Here is a 17,497-nt window from a genome sequence, read left to right on the forward strand (position 1 = left end):
GGTCCAGGCGATCGCGGCCCCCGCTCCCCCGGCCAGGACGGCGAGCGATGCGGCAGCGGCGACGAGGAGCGCCCTGCGGCCGGTCGGCCGGCCCAGGCCCCGCAGGTGGTCCCGGAGGTGCCGCGGCCAACGTGTGATGCAGGAGATCATGTGCGCACTCCGGACAGTGGTGTGCGTGGTGAGCCCACGGGCTCGCCGGGTGCGGCGTCGGTTCGCCCGGGCAGCAGCCGCAGCACCACGAGCGCCGCGAGGTAGGACAGGATCACCGAGCCGGCGAGGGCCAGCCCGAACTGACGGATCATGGACAGACCGGACAGGGCCAGCACGGCGTAGCCGATCGCCGATGCCAAGGCCGCCACCAACACCGATCGGCCCAGCCATCGGTCCGCGCGGCGACCCGCCTGCGCGAGGAGCACGGCGAACTCACAGCCTGTCGCGGCCGTCAGGGATCCGAGTGTCACGGTCAGGGGGGACAGCGACAGGCCGGTCGCCCAGACCACCAACAGCCCCCAGCCGGTGGCCAGCGCGGCGGCCAGCGCGGCGCGCAGGGCATCCGGCCGCCGCCCGAGCCCAGCCACGAGCACGACACCCGCGGCGACGATGCCCAGCATGTTGCCCGCGTACCGGCCGTCGGAGACCAGTTCGTAACCGCGGGCCGCCACGACGGGCAGGCCCACCACCCTCGCCCGGTATCCCTGCGGTGGTGGCGGGAGTGCGCGCCGGACGTCGTCCAGCAACCGGTTCTGCGCATCGAGATTCTGCAGCTGGACCCCGAACGAGCTCACCGAGGCACGCCGGTCGTTCCGGACGACCGCGCTGCTCAGGTACGGAGGCAGCAATCGCATCGCGGCGGTGATCTGTTCGGCGGTCGGAGAGCGACCGAGGAACTGCAGCAGGTCCGGTGCCGACAGGATCGGACGCAACCGGTCCCCGTACTCCACGATCAGCGCCTCCTGCGCACGGCGGCTCCACTCCAGCGCCTCCGGACGGAGCACGTCGTCCCCGTCGAGGACCACGGCGACCTCGCCGGAGGAGCCCAGCACCCGCTCCGCGCGCCCGGCGTCGTCCAGCGCTCCCAGTCCGGCCGCCAGCAGCTGCGGGTCGGTCTCGACCCTCAGGCCCGGCAGCGCGGCCCATCCGCTGGCGGACAGGGCGATCAGCGCGGCCAGGACGGCCATCCGAACCCTTCGCGGCGGTGGCGCCGACACCACGGCAGAACACTGCTCGCGCTCGGCCGGGAGAGGGGCCGCACCGGGCCGGGACCGCAGGACCAGCAGCGCGAGTGCGGCGGAGACCAGCACGCCGATCGCGAGCGCCACGCCGAACTCCCGGACGAAAGGGACCGGGGAGACGGCGAGTGAGGCGAAGCTCGCGGCGCTGGCCAGGGCCACGACGAGGACGCCGCGGACCCGGGCTCGGTTGGCGACGTAGAGGGCGTAGTAGCTGCCGATGCCCAGCAGCACGGGTAGGAACGCCACGACGCCGAGCGACAGGCCGCGGCCGGCCCACCCGAAGGCCGCATAGGTGAGCGCGGTGCCGCCGAGAGCGACGAACAACGGCACGAGGCGCCGACCCCGGCCGCCGAGCCATGGGATGGCCAGGAAGCAGAGTCCGACCGCGGTCGCGGCGATCGCGCCGAGTATCGGAACCTCCCGCCGCACCTGCTCGCCGAGCGCCGCGGTCACGCTGGGGACGCCGGTGACCGTGAGCCGGGTGGACCCGAGATCGGGCCGGCCCGCCGCCGCGCGCACGGCGTCGACGAGCCGCTCGGTCCCGGCCTGGTCGAGGTTCTCGCGCGGTCTCACCAGCACGGTCACGGCGCGGTCCGAGGGGACGACGAAGCGCCACTGCGGTTTGGGTGCACCTTCGACGTCGTAGATCACCGACCGGACGAAGCTCGGATTGTGCAGAGTGGGCAGGCCGGCCGGGAGACCCTGCACCAGCAGGCTGCCGTACCGCTGGTCGAACTCGACGACGGCCTCGTCGCCGGCTCTGGCGACGGCCGCCGGCCCCGCGCCCGCCTCGCGCGCCTGCTGCTCGGCGGCGGCGCGAAGGCCGTCACGCCGGCCGGTGATCTGCGCGAGCAGGTTCTGGGCCTGGATGGCGACCTGGTTGAGCACGGTCGCCGGGCCGTAGACCACGGCCACGTTCGGCAACTGCGCGAGCTCGCCTTCGAGGCTCAGCAGCCGCGGCAGCCGATCGGGACCGAGCAGCGACCCGGGTTCGGCGGACTCGACCAGCACCACGATCGGATCCCCGCCGAACGACTCCGCCCGCTCCTGCAGGTCCGCCACCGCCGGGTCGCCGGCGGGGAGGAACGACTCGACACTCGTGTTGATCTCCACCCGGGCGATGCCACCCACGGCCAGCCCGGCCACCGCGAGCACGGCGAGCGATGCCGCGATCGTGCGGTGGCCGGGCCGGCGCGCCCTGGGGAGCGGAACCGGGCGGAGGAGCCGGGTCGGCAGTCGCCGCGGGTCGGGCAGCCGGAAGCCGCGGAGCCTCACCCGCCGTCCCGCTCCACCCGCGGGTACGGGCCGTCGAACGGCGCGGGGTCGTTCGACTGGCCCGGTGACGGGTACGCGTTCGACCTGTCCACCACGCCGTCGGTGGGCACCGGGGAGCCGCGGAGCGACTGCTCGCTGAAGATGAACATGGGCCGCGCGTAGCGCCCGTGCACGTCCACCGAGTTCGCGAGGCCGGCCGACCAGTTGGTGAAGAACGCGGCCAGGTCGGGACCATACGGTTGCAGGTAGCCCAGCATCGGGTTGAGGTCCGACAGCGCGACCCGGGCCGGCGGAATCAGCGCCCGGGTGTCCTGACCGAACGTCGGCACCCGATCGAGCGTGGACGGCGCCGCATCGAGGGTGCCGGCCAGCGGCGGCAGCAGACCCCGCAGGTCGCTGCTGACGGCGGGGAGCTGACCCAGCGCCGTGCTGAGGAACGGCGCGGCCTCGTCGAGGTTCGCGGCCACCGGGCCCAGCGCACCGGACAGTTCGGTCAGCCGGGTGGAGGCCGTCCCCGCGCTGCCGAGCACCCCGGGGAGCTCGCGCATCGTCGCCTCGATGTCCGCGTTCCCCCCGGCCGTCACGTCGGTGATCCGCTGTGCGTCGAGCACCATCGTCGCGACCTGCCCCTGCCGGGTGTCCAGCGCCTGCAACAGTTCCGCGGTGTTCGCGCTCAGCGCCTTGAGGTCCTCCGACTGAGCGGCGAGCGCGTCCAGCGCGGTCCGGCCCTCACGGCCCAGCGCGCCGAGCCCCTGCACCACCCCGGCGACGTCCTCCCGGCGCCCGTCGGTCCCCGCGCCGAACGATCGCAGCGCGGAGCCCAGCGCCTCCCGGGCCTGCGGGTCGAGGCTGCCCAGCACGTCGTCGAGCTGCACACCGGGGGTGACGGTGGAGTCCGCCAGCGTGGAGCCGTCGGGCAGTGGCGGGCCGTTCCCGTCGCGCACGTCGACGTAGGTCTCCTCGATCAGCGTCTTCGCGCCCATCCGCATCGTGACGCCCTCGTGCAGCGGCGCGACCTCGCGGTCCAGGGCCAGGACGACCCGCGCGGTGCCGCCGCCGGGGTTCTCGATCTCCTGCACCTTGCCGATCCGGACACCTGCCATCCGGACATCGGAGAAGTAGACGAGGTTGTCGACGTCGGCGACGTGCACGGTCACGCGGTACCCGCCCCCGGTGATCCCGGGGATGTCGCCACCGCTGTTGACCCACAGGTAGCCGAACAACCCGGCGCACGCGCTGGTGAAGGCCGCCAGGGTGAGCAGCCGGAGCGGGGGCAACGCGCTCTGCGGGATCTTCATCGCGGCGGCTCCTGGACGATCGACGGCAGCTTCAGGAAGGACGCGGTCTCGGGTGTCACACCGGTGAGGCCGCGGAAGAGGCCTCCGTTCGCGTCGGAGAGGCTGAATGCCGAGTTCGTGTTGTAGACGAAGGCCTGCAGGTCGGTCAGGTACGGCAGGAAGCCCGCTGTGATCGGCTCCAGCCGGGTCGTCGTCGGTTCGAGGTCCTGCAGCGCGCCGTGGACGTCGGCGACCAGCGGGCGAAGGTCCGCCACCACCGGCCCGGCCCGGTCGACCACCGGTTGCGCGACGTCCAGGGTCTCGTCGACCTGTCCGACCGTGCCGCGGAGCGCGGACAGGGCCTCGGGCAGTTCCTCGGACGCCCTGGCGACGTTGTCCAGCGTCGGGTCGAGCTGCTCGGTCAGGTCCTGGGTGGCCGACGTGGCCCGGCGCAGCTCTCCCGTCACCCCCGGCAGCTCCTCCAGCGTGGCCGCGAGCTCGTCGTCCCGGTCGGCGAGCACACCCAGCGTCTGTTGCATCGAGTCGGCGAGCTGGGCGAGCCGGACGTCCTTCTCGCCGGTCGCCTCCATGATCCGGCCGAGGGAGGCCACCAGGGTGGCGATCTTCTCCCGCCGGGTGCTCAGCGCCTCGGCCACGGGCGCCAGCCCGGTCAGGGTGTCGTCGGTGGCGCGCAGGCCGTCCGGCAGATGTGCCGGAGCGTTGGCCAGGGCCGTGTCCGCCGTTGCGAGCAGGCTGGTCAGCGCGTCGCGGCTGCGGTCGTCGAGATGGGTGAGCACCGCGTCGACCTGGATCGGATAACGGCTCTGGGCCTTCGGGATCACCTGGCCCTCGGTGATCGGGGCGCCCGGCGGGCCGCCCGGATCGATCTCGACGTACATCTCGTTGAGCGGGCTCTTGGGGCGCAGCACGAGCTTCGCGTTGTCGTAGACCGTGTGCTCATCCCCGTCGATGGCCAGGTGGAGCAGGGCGCTGCCGTCCTCGGTCACCTCGGCGCCACGGATGTCGCCCACCGGCACGCCGGCGATGCGCACCTCCTGACCGTTGCCGGGGCTGATGGCCGGGACCGCGTCGAACTCGGCGGTGAAGTGGAACTCCTGCTGCCACGGCCAGTTCGCCCGCTGCTGGGACAGGATGTAGCCGCCCACGGCGGCACCCAGGATGAGCAACGCGACGAGCGCCGTGACGTCCCGGGCCAGGCCGGGCACCGTCCGGACCCGCTGCCAGGTGCGGCGCCAGCCGCCGACGCGGGTGTGGAGCGCGCTCGGTGTGTCGGTCATCGCTGCTCCTCCTGCGGGGCGGCAAGCCGGCGGAGCAACTGTTCGAAGCTGAGGTCCGTCCCGTAGACGCTGCCGGGTCCGAACCCGGGGTTGAACGGGAGCATCGCCCCGTTGGGGTCGGTGCTCTTCGAGGCGTTGCCGATGTTGGCGGCCATGTAGGCGAACTCCTGATAGAACAGCCGATCGGCGGACCCGCTGCCCTCGTACGGCCCGCTGCCCACGTACGGCGAGAGCACGGTGTGCAGGATCGGTCCGTTGACGCGGTCGAGGACCGGGCCGGAGAGGTCGTCGAGCACGGCGGTCGCGTCGCTCGCGGTGGGCACCAGGCTCTCCACCAGCGGCCGGGCGTCGGCGAGCACCGGGCGCAGGTCGGCGACGAACGTCCGGGCCTCGGCGAGGACAGGATCGGCGTCGTCGAGCAGCGGCCCGAGCTCATGGACCGCGGGACGGGCGGCGTCGGCGGTCGTGACGACCCGCTGCAGGGTCCCGTCGAGGTCGGCCAGGCCGGCCCGCGCGGTGGCCAGGTCGACGGGCAGCCCGTCCAGGGTGGCCGCGAAGTCGTCCCGCCGCTGGTCGAGCACGGCCGTCACGTCCCGCATCGAACCGACGATGGCGTCGAGTTGGCCCTGCTGGCGGTTCAGCGTCCGCGCCGTGTTCTCCAGCCCGCTCACGGTCCGCGTCAGGTCCATGTCGTCCCCGGTGGCGCCCCGGAGGGCGGCGAGCACCTCCCCGGCCGGCTCGAGCGCGTCCGGGGCGTCCCGCAGCAGGTCGCGGGCCGCGTCCCGCCCGCCCTCGCGCAGGGTCGCGTCGAGGCGGTCGACGGCGCGTTGCATCCCCACCCTGGCGTCGGGCTGAAGGGTCTCCGCCACGTCGCCGAGCTCCACCGGGACCCGGGTGCGCTCGGCCGGGATCGTCCCGGAGAACCTCCCCGGGTCGCCCCCCGGCGCGAGCTCCATGTAGTAGTTCCCGCCGAGCACGGTGGTGGCGCGGATGGCCGCCGACGGCGCGGTGCCGAGCTTGTCCAGCGCGTCGGAGTCGAGCTTCATCGACACCTCGACGCCGCCGTCGTCGTCCAGCGCCACGCCGCGGACCACACCGACGGGCACGCCGGCGATCTTCACCTCGGTGACGTACGGCCGCAGGTGGTGGTCCTGGGCGAACTTCGCCGTGATCGTCTCCCCGAAGCTCAGCATCGTGAGGATGCGGTTCTTCTGGAACGCGGCGGCGCCCACGACCAGGCAGAGGACCACCAGCACGATGCCGAGCTTCAGCGGCGAGGCCTGCCTGAATCCGCGGAGCAGCTTCATCGCGGCACTCCCGTCTTCTCGGTCTGGGCCTCCCCGGGGGCGGGGTAGGGGTTGCGATGGACGGTCGGGTCGTCCACCAGGGCGCTCCCGCTGACCGTCTCGGGGGCGAGCAGCGGCGCGATGCGCAGGTAGTGACCGGACTCGTCGCCGTAGGAGAGGGCCTGCGCGGTGTAGGTGAACCACAGGCCGATCTCGGGCGAGTACGGCGCGAGCGCCTCCAGCGGGGTTCGCGCCCTCCCCAGCGTGGTCGCGAACTCGGGCGCCAGTGGCCGGGCGTCGGCGACGGTCTGCGTGAGATCCCGGACCGCCGGCTCCGCGGCCTCGGCGACCCCGGGTACCTGTTGCAGCGGGTCGACGCCCTCGCGGAGCACACCGCGCAGGTCCGGCGTGGCCTCGCCGAGGGCGGCCGCGCCCGGCTGCAACGCGGCCATCGCCGACTGCGTGTCGGCCAGCGGAGCCTCCAGCGCTTCGAAGGCGCGCCTCGCCTCCGTCAGCGTTCCGGGCGCCGCCCGGAGGGTGTCCTGCAGCGGGACGCCGCCGTCCACCGCGACCGCCCGCAGGGTGCTGTCCAGCTGATCGACCAGCTGGGCGATGTGCTGCTCCTTCCCACTGAACCGCGCGGCGAGACGTTCACCGCTGCGCATCAGGCCGACCAGGTCGGTCTGGTCCGACGACGCCGCCGTCGAGATCTCGCCGAGGTCGTGCAGCAGGTGCGGCGCCGCCGTCAGCGCGTCGGCGAGGTCCTCGCTGCGCCCGGTCAGCCCACCGCCGACCTCGCGGAGCGTGCTCGCCGCCGCGTCCCGGGTGGGTCCGTCGAACACGTCGAGCAGGTCGTCGAGCTCGTTGGAGTCCACGGTCTGCGCCGCGGGGAGGACGGCCGAGCCGAGCGGCCCGGCTCCCTCGGTGCCCGGGTTCAGTTCGAGGAACTTCTGTCCGAGGCCCGAGCGGGCCTGGATCGCCGCCCGCGCGTCACGGTAGAGTGGGCGATCGCCGTCGAGTTGCACCTCGACGACCGCGGCGCCGTCCACGAGTTCGATGCCGTGCACCTGGCCGGCCCGCAGGCTGTTGATCCGGACGTCGTCACCCGGCAGCAGCGCTCCGACCTCGCCGAAGGCCACCTTGGCGTAGGTGTACGACTGACCGGGCAGACCCTTGAACGCGAAGATCGCGACGTAGAGGCAGGCCCCGAACACGGCCAGCACCACGGCGCCCACGAGCATCGACCGGGCCTCGGCCGCTCTCGCACGACGGGTTGCCATCTCAGCGACCTCCCAAGAGTTGACCCACGAGGCCCTGCTCCTGCTCGGGGCTCAGGCCGGTCGCGTTCCCCGACTCGGGCCGTCCCAGCACCGGGGCGTCCGGCAGTCCCGGCACGTCCGGCACCTCGATGCTCTGCGGTAACGGCTCGAGCAGGTCGCCGCCACCGGGGATCGGCCCGGTGAGGCTGTTGGGCGTGAGCACGACGAAGGCCCGGAAGTAGTGGCTGAGCCCGTCGTGGCCGTTGGTCGTCAGCGCCCAGAACCGGATGAAGTCCAGGAGGCCGCCGAGGTGCTCGGTCAGGTGCTCGACGACGGGACGTGTCGAAGTGGCGACGGCTCCCAGGTCCTGGCCGGCCGGCCGGAGGGCGTGGACCAGCGGCGCCGCCTCGTCGAGCAGCCGCCGGGCCTCGGCGAGAACGGGTTCGAGGCTCGCCAGCGCGGGATCGGCGGCAGCGCTGAGGTGCTGGAGCTCGGAGCTGAGTTCGGTGAGGTCGTCCGTCACCGGCCTGATCGACTCCAGTGTGGGGGTGGTGGCCTCGGCCACGCCCGCCACCTGCGCGAGCGTGCTGCGGGCCCGGCTCAGGGTCGCGGGCAGCTGCTGCAGCGATGCCTCCATCGCCGACCGGTTGGCGGCTGTGGTGCGCAGCAGCAGATCGGTCGATTCGAGCAGCCGGTCGAGGTTCGCGCCGCCGTCGGTCGCGAGCGCACCCGCGACCGGGTCGACGCGATCGATCAGCGAGGTGAGCAGCGTGTTCTGCTCGTTGAGGATCGCCACCAGCTGGTCGGTGCGTTCGAGGGCCGGCGCCAGCGCCTGGATCGCGCCGTCGATGTTGCGGCCCTGCCCGTCCACACCCTCGCCGAGGGTGGTGATCATCGCCGCCAGTGCGGTACCGGTCGGCTGGTCCAGGGTGTCGAGGACGTCCTGCAGATCGACGGAGCTGCGGGTCTGGCCGACCGGGATCGGCTGGTCCGCCGGCAGGACCGGTGCGGACGGGGAGCCGCGGTCGAGGTCGATGTAGCGCTCCCCGAGCAGACTGACCGGCCGGATGCTGGCGGTCGCGTCGGCATGCAGGGGGAGCCCGGTCCCGGGCTCGAGCGCCATCGCCACCAGCGCCCTGCCGTCCCGGATCGAGATGGAGGTGACCTCGCCGATCTTGACGCCGCTCGACTTCACCATGTTGCCGACGATCAACGGGCTCGCATCGGCGAACTCCGCGCGCACCACGTCCTCGTCCGGCCCGCCGCGAACCGAGGTGGCAGCGGCCACCGTGGCGGTGAGTCCGAGCACCGCGGCGACGACCACCGTCGCCACCCGGGGCCGGCGTCTTCCGATCCTTCTCATCGCATTCCACTTCCGGTCGCGTCGGTCCACGGCTGCCCCTCCGACGTGCCCGGAGCGGGAGTCAGGTTCTGACGGACGCCCGGCGGCATGACACCGGGATTGACGTTGGCCGACTGCATACCGCCCTGCACCAGGAACCGGTGGTAGTGGCCATGGCTGTCGTAGTTGGCGGTGGCCGAACCCCAGTTCGCCATCCAGCCCGCGATCTCCGGCGTGTACGGGCGGAGGAACTCCAGCGCGGGCGCACCCGATACGGCCGCCGCGGTGAGCGGCGGGAGGGTCGCGTGCGCGCTGTCCAGCAGGGCCGGGGTGCGGCCGAGCAACGTCTCCGCCGCAGCGAGCGTGGGCCGCAGGTCGGCGACGGCGGGGCGGAGATCGACCAGCAGGGGTTCGAGGTTGCGGGCCACCGCGGGGAGCCGCTCGGTGGCCGACCCCAGGTCGGTCAGCAGCGGGGTGGCGGCGTCCGCGGCGGCGGGAACCCGGTCGAGGGTCTGTCGCGCGGTCGACAGCGTCGAGGGCAGCTCGCGGAGTGCGGCGCGCAGCGCCTCCTGTCGCGCAGCCGTGACCTCGGTGAACCGGCTCAGGTGTTCCACCGTGCCGCTCACGTCGCTGTGACGGGCGGCGAGGACACCGGTGAGCTCGCGCAGCCGCGTGACGAGCGACTGGATCGCCGGGCCGTCCTGGCCGACGGCCTGCAGCACGTGACCCAGCGAGTCCAGCGCCGGACCGGCCGTCTGGATCGTCCGGTTGAGATCGGGCTCGCGCCCGTCCAGCGTTCCGGTCGTTTCCGACAGGAGGGACGTCAGCCGTTCGCGGGTGTCCGGGTCGAGCGCCGCGAGCACGGTGTCGAACTCGACCGGGGCGATCGTCCCCGGCACCAGCGCTCCGTCGGGGAGCGCCGGGTTCTGCTCAGGTCCCGGGGTGATCTCGAGCAGTCGCTCACCCAGCACCGCCTTCCACGCGATCCGGGCTGCGGTGCCGTCGTGCAGCGGGGTGTACCGCTCGGCCATCTCGACCCGCACCACGGCCTTGCCGTCGCGCGTCGTGACGTCGGTGATCGTCCCGGCGTCGCTGCCGGCGATCTGGACGGGTGTGCCCGTCACCAGGCCTCCGGCCGCCGGGAGCACGAGGGCGATCTCGTAGCCGTCGCCGGAACGGGACATCGCGTACACGCCCCCGGCGAACACGAGCGCGACCGCGGCCGCGGCGAGCCGGCGCAGATGGCGCATCTCAGTCCATCCCCAGGGGACCGGCGGAGGCACCGGCGAGGAACTGGCGGACGAACGGGTGGGAGGACGCGAACGCCGCCTCCGTCTCGCCGTAGTGCACGAGCCGGCCGCCCCAGATGAGACCGATGTAGTCGCTCACCTTGCGGGCGGTGGAGATGTCGTGGGTGACGAGAAGGTACGTGCCGCCGTGCTCGCGGTGCATCTCCAGGATGAGGTCGTTGAGCAGGCTGGTCCGGACCGGGTCGAGACCCGAGTCCGGTTCGTCGAACATCACGATCGCCGGATTGAGCACCAGTGCCCGGGCGAATCCTGCTCGCTTCCGCATCCCACCGGAGACCTCGTTGGGCAGACGCGTGGCTGCGTTCTCGAGCCCGACCTCGCGGAGGCGCGTCATGACGATCTCGCCGATCTCGGCCTCGTCCTTGTCCGTGTGCTTCCGCAGTGGGAACGCCACGTTGTCGAAGAGGTTGAGCGAGCCGAACAGCGCCCCGTCCTGGAAGAGGACCCCGAACCTCTTGCGGAACTCGTACCGCTCGCTCTCGGTGAGGTCGGCGATGTTCTGCCCGAACACGACCACCTCACCGGCGTCCGGCTCCAGGAGTCCGACGAGGTGCTTGAGCAGAACGCTCTTGCCCGTTCCGGACGGGCCGAGAACGGTCGTGATGGCGTTGTCGGCGAAGTCGATGCTCAGGCCTTTGAGCACCTCGAAGGAGCCGAAGGCCTTGTAGACGTCGCGCACCCTGATCGTGTGTGCGAGCTCGGTTCCCGCGCCACTGGCCCCCACGCCGGGAGCGACGGGGGAATCTTGGTGCCACACAGTTCCTCCAGGGCATGAAAATCGGCGCGCGATCCATGCGGATCGCATTTTTCGGTCGACTAGTTGGCGATCGGAGCATTGGGGTTCAATCCCCAGAACACTTGTGTGCCGATCAGTCCGATGACGTGGACGAGCACCATGTTGACCATCATCGACTTGGCGGTGTTACGGCCGACCCCTACCGGGCCACCACCCGCCGTGTATCCGTAATAACAACCGACGAGCACCACGGTCGTTCCCATCGCCATCACCTTGGCGACCGAGAAAATCATGTCGAGAGGATTCTGGAAGAGCCAGAACGTGAAGAGGTAACCGCCCGACGAAACGCCCCCGTACTGAACGACGACCACGAGGTACATGGAGACGTACATGACCCCGAGGCCGACGACGTAGAGGAACGGCATGGCGATCCACGCAGCCAGGAGCCGGGTACCGACGAGGTAGGCCTTCGATCGGATGCCCATGACCTCCATGGCGTCGACCTCCTCGGATATCCGCATGGATCCGATCTCGGCGACGAGCCCGCAGCCGACCTTCGCGGCCAGGATGTACGCCCACATGTAGGGCGCCATCTCCCGCAGCGAACACCAGGACGTGAAGATGCCGGTGTAGAGGGGGGCGCCGACCTGCTTGAGCGTGTAGTTCGCCTCGGTGCCGCACATCGTTCCGACGACGAACTGCATCGCCCAGATGATCGGGGCGCTGGCGATGATGAGGATCCCGGCCTGGCGAAGCACCTCGGACGGGTACAGCCGCACGGTGGACGGCAGGATGGCGACGGCATCCGCGGACATGCGCACGATCCGCCCGAACTCCTCGAGGAAGTTCCGGATCCTGCCGATGATCGAATGCAGCCCGACATCCAGATCCGGGCGGCCTGGCGGTGGTAGCGGTGGACGGCTGTTCACGCGGTCGACTGACATGTTGGGGAGCCCCTACCGGAATACCTGCATCTCGGGGTTCAGCCCGAGCAGGGTCGCAGTGAACACGTAATTGAAGATCCAGATCGCAACGAAGGCGATGACCACGGCCTGGTTGACCGCTCGGCCGACGCCGATCGGGCCACCCTCGGTACGAAGCCCCTTGTAACAGCAGACGACTCCGATGATCAGGCCGAACAGCGTCGTCTTGACGATGCTGCCCCACATGTCGGTGGTCGTGGCGTTGGCGAAGAAGTTCGCGATGAACGCATCGTTGGAGGCGCCGAGGACAAGAGCCGCGACATAGCCGCCGATCACACCGAAACTGAGTGCGACGAGATCGAGCAGCCCGGTGAGCAGCGTGACGGCGATGACCCGGGGCAGCACGAACGTGCGGATCGGGTCCACGCCGAGCACCGCCATGGCGTCGAGTTCTTCGCGGATCTTCTTCGCGCCGAGATCAGCGGTGAGCGCGGTTCCCACGACTCCGGCGACGACCATGGCCGTGATCCAGGGGGCGAACTCCCGGATGCTCGCCATGATGAAGAACGAGCCCAGCCGCTCCGGCACCCCGAACAGGGCGTAGATGCTGCCGCCGGTCAGGCCGGGAGCACCGAGGCCGAGCGCGAACGTCGCGAGGGCCATGGGGAACCAACACAGCTTGAGCAAGGCGTAGGCCTCGTCCCGCACGTCGCCCCAGTAACCGACCGGGTGGCGCACCGCGCTGTAGAGGACCGCGCCCATGAGCTGCGCCATCTCCCCCGCCTGGACGAGCGTCTCCCGGGCCCACCTCGGGAGCAGGCGGAGTGGCCGCGACTCGCGGACCGCCGCACCGGCGGGCCTCGTTCCGGTGTCCGTCATGACCGACGCCCCAGGGAGGAATGCACGCCGCCGGCCACGGGCGTCGCCCCGGCCGCGGTCGCCCGGGCGCAGGATGCGGACCCCGCGCAGTGGCGATGACCAGCCAATCGAACTCCCTCGGTCAGGTCCCCTGGAACACATTGATGAGCGGCGTCTCGTAGAGGGACGCGACTCGCGCGCCTACCGTCGTGGACTCGCGACGTCACGAGCAGCAGCGATTTCCGGGCACCGGATTCGCCGCTCGGGGATGTTGCCGCGCCGCGTGCCGGGACTTCGTCTTCCCGCCGGGGGATCTACATCCTCCGTACGGGAGGTGACGGCACTCGGCCGGACCGGCGCCGGGCCGTGGGGGTCGCGCCGAGCTCGCAATCGCGGCCATCCCGTCAGCCCGAAGCGGCGATCTCAACCATCTGAGCCGGGCCGCCGTGTGCGGTGTCCCGACCCCTCACCGGCCCCGCATGTCGACGACGGCCCTTGATCCGTGTGCTACGGTCACCCAGCGTTACGTTCATCACAGAGTGCGACGATGGCAATGCTCTCGGTAGTACCCGCAATGATGCGGTCACTCAAGGAGGTGTCATGCAATCTGCTGTCCATCGCGTCGACCTCATGAAGGCCCAGGATCCAGGCGATCTGTGGGACACCTCTGGAGTCGTGTTGCCGAGTGCGAACCTGAGCGAACTGCACGAGGTGATCACGACAGCTCAAGCATTGGTCGCCCGGGAGGAGCTGCCGCCGTTCGAGGAAGTCGGCGACTTCAAATCCGCCGGGGACATGCTGTCCACCATCACGGCCCTGACGAACGAGGCGTTACGGGGAGATTCCCGGGCCACGGAGAACCTGGCGACGAGCAACGGCCTCACGGAGCTGCTCGTCAAGGTCAAGACGGTGGGCGATCGCCTGCACGAGGCCGAACTCGCGCGTCGCACGAGGGCCTTCAAGATGGTTCGCGAGGCACTCGCGCATCTGCACGGGGCCGGCTCCGTGGAACAGTTGATCGAGCAGGCTCCCACGGCGATCTGCCGTCTCGGTTTCGACCGAGCGATCCTCTCCCGTATCGACGACTCGTTCTGGATCACGGAGAACCTCTACTTCGAAGGCGATCAGCAATGGGCCACCGAGGTCTGCGATATCGGCCGCGAGAACCCGCAGAGGCTGAACCCGGGACTCGTCGAGTCCGAGGTCGTGCGGCGCAAGGTGCCGCTCGTGGTCCTGGATGTCCTGCGGAGCCCGCACGTGCATCGCCAGATCGCGGACGCCACGCTCTCCCGCTCGTACGCCGTCTCACCGATCATGCCGGAGGGCCGCGTCATCGGCTTCCTCCACGCGGACTGCTACTACCAGCGGCGCAACATGGACGAATTCGACCTCGAGATGCTGTCGATGTTCGCCGAAGGATTCGGGTACGCCCTCCAACGAGCGTCGCTGTTGGACCGCCTGAGCAGCCTGAAGGCTGCCGTCAACAGCCTCGCCAACGGTGTCTCATCACTGGTCGACGACTTCTCCAGCTGTGGAATCAAGGACAGCAGCGCCCGCCCGGGATGGCCGGAGATCACCTCAGGGGGCGCAGCCGATCACTCGGATGAATCGGCAGAACTACCACTGACCCGTCGGGAACGGGACGTGCTGCGGCTGATGGCGGCCGGCGAGACGAATGCGGGGATCGCGAGCCGCCTGTTCATCTCCGAGGGCACGGTCAAATCACACGTGAAGCACATTCTGCGGAAGCTCGGTGCGGCGAACCGGGCGGAAGCGGTCTCCCGGTGGTTCACGCTCGAACAGCGGGGGCGGGCCCAAAGCCGGTACTGACGGTGCCGAGAGCCTGGGCCCGATCATTACCGACAGTAATCGCGGCGATCCGGCGCTTCGAGTAACCGATCTCGTTCCGCCACGCCTCGACCGTCATCGCGCCCCGACGGCCGAGACGAGGACGCCGAGCCCGTTGGCCGCCCAGTGCAGTCCGACCGGGGCCAGGAGGCTGCCGCTGCGCCGGCGCAGCTCGCACAGCAGGACCCCGGCCAACCCGGTGAACAAGACCGCACCTGCCACGGCCAGCACCTGCCCTGCCCGGCCCGACCCCGCGAGATCGGCGACGGCCGGGTTGACCCGGTTGAGTCGGAGGGACGGAAGGACGTGCCAGAACCCGAACAGCACCGACGACACGAGAGTCGCCCGAGCCGCGCCGTGCAGGGAACGCACCAGCCCCCACAGCACCCCCCGGAAGGCCACCTCCTCGAACAGCACCGTGCCCAGCGGGATCACCACGAACGCGGTACGCACCGCCGCACCCAGCTCGATCCGGTACCGCTCGTCGAGGAATGCCGAGCGGGTGGCGGGCAGCGCGGCGGCCACCGCGTACACCATCGCGACCGAAGCGACACACACACCCGCGTACACCGCGCCCCGGCGCCAGGAGCGCCGACCCAGGCCCACGTCCTCGGCACTCAAGCCGGCAGCGCGGGCCAGGAGCAGCACCAGCACTGTGCCGAGGGGCCCGGCGATCAGCATGGTTCGGCGTGGCCCGAACCACCCCGCAACGGCGACGAGCACCAGGATGCCGACCATGGCCACCAGAGCGCGGGGCCGGTCGGCTCTGCGGCTCGACGGAACGGTCGCCACCGGCCGATCGTGTGGAAGCCGCACGGGGCCCACATCACCTGCACGGGATGGTCCGAGGTTCCCGACAGCTCGTCCGGGTGGCGCAGCGCACCGCGAGGACGGCCACGTCCCCGCCCGGCGTCAGCCGCTCGGCGAAACGAGCTCCCGCAGGCGAGCGACCCTGTCCTCGGTCCAGCCGGGCGGCTGCAACACGCGCACCCATGCATCCACGTACTGGCGGGTGTAGACGTGGCCGTGGCCGTCCGGAACGGCCGTGGCGAACGGAAGGTCCGCCGTCACCTGCCAGAACGTCACGAATGGGATCCACCGCACCGCGCCGACGACATCCGGGCCGCGGGACTCGGTCAGCCAGTCCGGCTGGCGCAGGATGAGCCGGGGGCTCCAGAAGACGATCGGGTCCGAGGCGTGCTGGAGATAGAGCACCCTGGAGCCGTCCCACGGTGATGCGACGGGCTCGACGGCCATGGCGGGGTCGCGGGTGAATCGGACGGTGCGGCCCCCGCGGTACACCGGACCGATCTCGGGGGTGCCCTGGTCGCGCCCGTCGACGAACTCCCGGTAGAGCACGTTGAAGTTGGGTGGACCGGCGAAGATGACGCCCTCGGTTCGGTTCCGCAGGTCGTACTCGCCGCTGAACGCCGTCTCGCTGCCGAACGAGCCGAGGCTTTCTCCGGCGACGACCAGCCGCGGCCGCTGGTCCAGGGGGAGCCTCGACCACCGGTCGTACACGGCGTCGAACAGCTCCCGGCCCGCTTCGCGGGCCCGTTCCTGGTCGACGAGGTAGGAGATCCACGACGGAAGGTACGAGTACTGCATCGAGACGGTCGCCGAGTCACCACCGGTGAGGTACTCGATCGAGTCCACCGCGCCCGGATCGACCCAACCCGAACCGGTGGTCGTCATGACCACCACCGTGCCGCGGTCGAACCCGCCCGCCCGGGTGAGGTCGTCGACGGCCAGCCGCGCACGCTGCTCCGTCGTCGTGGCGGAGTCCAGCCCTGCGTAGGACCGGATGGGCTGGCCGGCCGCTGCTCCGGTGAACGCGGCGATCTGCTCAGGCGACGGGCCTCGTCCGGTGAAGGTCCGGCCCTGTTGTCCGAGTGACTCCCACGTGACCAGCGACCCCGGCCCACCCGACCGCTGAGGGACGACCGGCTGGACGACGCCGGCCTCGGTGGACCCGTTGCGCACGGAGAACGCCTTGTCGGCGAGCGTGACCAGTCCGTCGAGCACCACGCCGCTGACGAGCAACACCGTGCCCACGACGACCGCAGCCCACCCGAGGGCGCGGGCTGCGCGCGGACCGATCCAGCGGCCGAGCAGGACGGCGATCCAGCGGTAGAGCCGACGCAGCCCACGCGAGGCAGCGACCAGCGCGACGAACACGACGACCGCGACGACCGGAACCACCAGCAGCGACACCCACCCGTCGGCGGGCATGTCCATCAGGGCCCGCAGCTGCCCCTGCCAGTACCGGCCGAGGAGCATCGCGCCGAGGAGCGCAATGCCTGCCACCACTGCGAACACCTGCCACGAACGACGTCGGGCAACTCGCTCCTCCCGATCGGCGAAGGCACGCCAGACCCAGGCCCCGGCCACACCGACGCCGTAGCCGATGGCACCGGTGATCCCGCAGACCAAGCCCTGGGTGAGGGCGCTGCGCGGCAGCAGCGACGGGGTGAACGACAGGCACACCAGGATGACCGCCATCGAGAGTCCCGGTAGCGAGTACCGGAACCACCGGGTCGGCGACCGCCGCTCCTTTGTGGGCTGCCCCGTTCCGTGGGCACCGGCATCCCCCGCCGGTGTGACTCGATCAACCGTTCTCATCTGCCCACCACCTGCAAGGCTCGACGGGAGCCGACCGCCGCGGTGCGGCCACAATCGCTGTCGACAGCGGCGAGGCCGGCGCCGGCCTCTCGCAGTCACGCTTTCAGGATCTCGATCTCCAGCAGGAGCCGCCGTTCCTCCCGGCACAGCTCGGCGAGCTCTCAGGGCAGGTGTGCGGGCCACGGGGGCAAGCTCACCGGTGAGGTCCACGGTGCGATGCCCGGGGTCCGA

The 17,497-nt window shown here is 71.1% G+C and carries 13 protein-coding genes; 1 reads left to right on the forward strand and 12 read right to left on the reverse strand.

Annotation, left to right across the window (positions count from 1 at the left end; all coding sequences use genetic code 11):
• Positions 1–146: 146 nt before the first annotated feature.
• From HF519_RS07375 to HF519_RS07420, 10 genes are all read right to left on the reverse strand, one after another.
• Entirely contained in the window at positions 147–2,507 is a 2,361-nt protein-coding gene (locus HF519_RS07375) for an RND transporter family protein (RefSeq protein ID WP_169411437.1), read from the reverse strand.
• Positions 2,504–3,805 (reverse strand): MlaD family protein, encoded by a 1,302-nt coding sequence (locus HF519_RS07380; protein WP_169411438.1) that lies wholly within the window; start codon positions 3,803–3,805, stop codon positions 2,504–2,506. The genes HF519_RS07375 and HF519_RS07380 overlap by 4 nt, the downstream gene beginning before the upstream one ends.
• Complete coding sequence (locus tag HF519_RS07385) at positions 3,802–5,082, reverse strand: MlaD family protein (RefSeq protein WP_169411440.1); 1,281 nt, start codon at positions 5,080–5,082, stop codon at positions 3,802–3,804. Before HF519_RS07385 ends, HF519_RS07380 begins: the two co-directional genes overlap by 4 nt.
• Complete coding sequence (locus HF519_RS07390; protein WP_169411441.1) at positions 5,079–6,389, reverse strand: MlaD family protein; 1,311 nt, start codon at positions 6,387–6,389, stop codon at positions 5,079–5,081. The genes HF519_RS07385 and HF519_RS07390 overlap by 4 nt, the downstream gene beginning before the upstream one ends.
• Positions 6,386–7,648, reverse strand: a complete 1,263-nt coding sequence (locus HF519_RS07395) for an MlaD family protein (protein ID WP_169411443.1) — start codon at positions 7,646–7,648, stop codon at positions 6,386–6,388. The genes HF519_RS07390 and HF519_RS07395 overlap by 4 nt, the downstream gene beginning before the upstream one ends.
• Position 7,649: 1 nt before the next feature.
• Positions 7,650–8,960, reverse strand: coding sequence for an MlaD family protein (locus HF519_RS07400; RefSeq protein ID WP_312859956.1), 1,311 nt, complete (start codon positions 8,958–8,960; stop codon positions 7,650–7,652).
• A gap of 26 nt (positions 8,961–8,986) precedes the next feature.
• Positions 8,987–10,219 carry an MlaD family protein gene (locus HF519_RS07405; RefSeq protein ID WP_169411447.1) on the reverse strand — a complete coding sequence of 411 codons (1,233 nt, stop codon included), beginning with the start codon at positions 10,217–10,219 and terminating at the stop codon, positions 8,987–8,989.
• A gap of 1 nt (position 10,220) precedes the next feature.
• Complete coding sequence (locus HF519_RS07410) at positions 10,221–11,003, reverse strand: ABC transporter ATP-binding protein (RefSeq protein ID WP_308259389.1); 783 nt, start codon at positions 11,001–11,003, stop codon at positions 10,221–10,223.
• Between the two features lie 92 nt (positions 11,004–11,095).
• Positions 11,096–11,830 carry an ABC transporter permease gene (locus tag HF519_RS07415; RefSeq protein ID WP_246242730.1) on the reverse strand — a complete coding sequence of 245 codons (735 nt, stop codon included), beginning with the start codon at positions 11,828–11,830 and terminating at the stop codon, positions 11,096–11,098.
• Positions 11,831–11,971: 141 nt separating this feature from the next.
• A complete protein-coding gene (locus tag HF519_RS07420) occupies positions 11,972–12,817 on the reverse strand; it encodes an MlaE family ABC transporter permease (RefSeq protein WP_246242732.1) in 846 nt (281 codons plus the stop codon).
• A 579-nt stretch (positions 12,818–13,396) separates the two neighbouring features.
• On the opposite strand from HF519_RS07420, the gene HF519_RS31040 reads away from it, so the two are divergent.
• A complete protein-coding gene (locus tag HF519_RS31040) occupies positions 13,397–14,626 on the forward strand; it encodes a LuxR C-terminal-related transcriptional regulator (protein ID WP_169411452.1) in 1,230 nt (409 codons plus the stop codon).
• A gap of 93 nt (positions 14,627–14,719) precedes the next feature.
• Here the strand turns inward: HF519_RS31040 and HF519_RS32725 are convergent, their stop codons facing one another.
• Together HF519_RS32725 and HF519_RS07435 are read right to left on the reverse strand one after the other, a co-directional pair.
• Positions 14,720–15,436: a CPBP family intramembrane glutamic endopeptidase gene (locus HF519_RS32725; RefSeq protein WP_211169663.1), complete on the reverse strand. Its 717-nt coding sequence runs from the start codon at positions 15,434–15,436 to the stop codon at positions 14,720–14,722.
• A 120-nt stretch (positions 15,437–15,556) separates the two neighbouring features.
• Positions 15,557–17,146, reverse strand: coding sequence for an alpha/beta hydrolase (locus tag HF519_RS07435; protein ID WP_211169664.1), 1,590 nt, complete (start codon positions 17,144–17,146; stop codon positions 15,557–15,559).
• Between the last annotated feature and the right edge of the window lie 351 nt (positions 17,147–17,497).

The organism is Pseudonocardia bannensis (genome assembly GCF_012911875.1).
GTDB lineage: Bacteria > Actinomycetota > Actinomycetes > Mycobacteriales > Pseudonocardiaceae > Pseudonocardia > Pseudonocardia bannensis.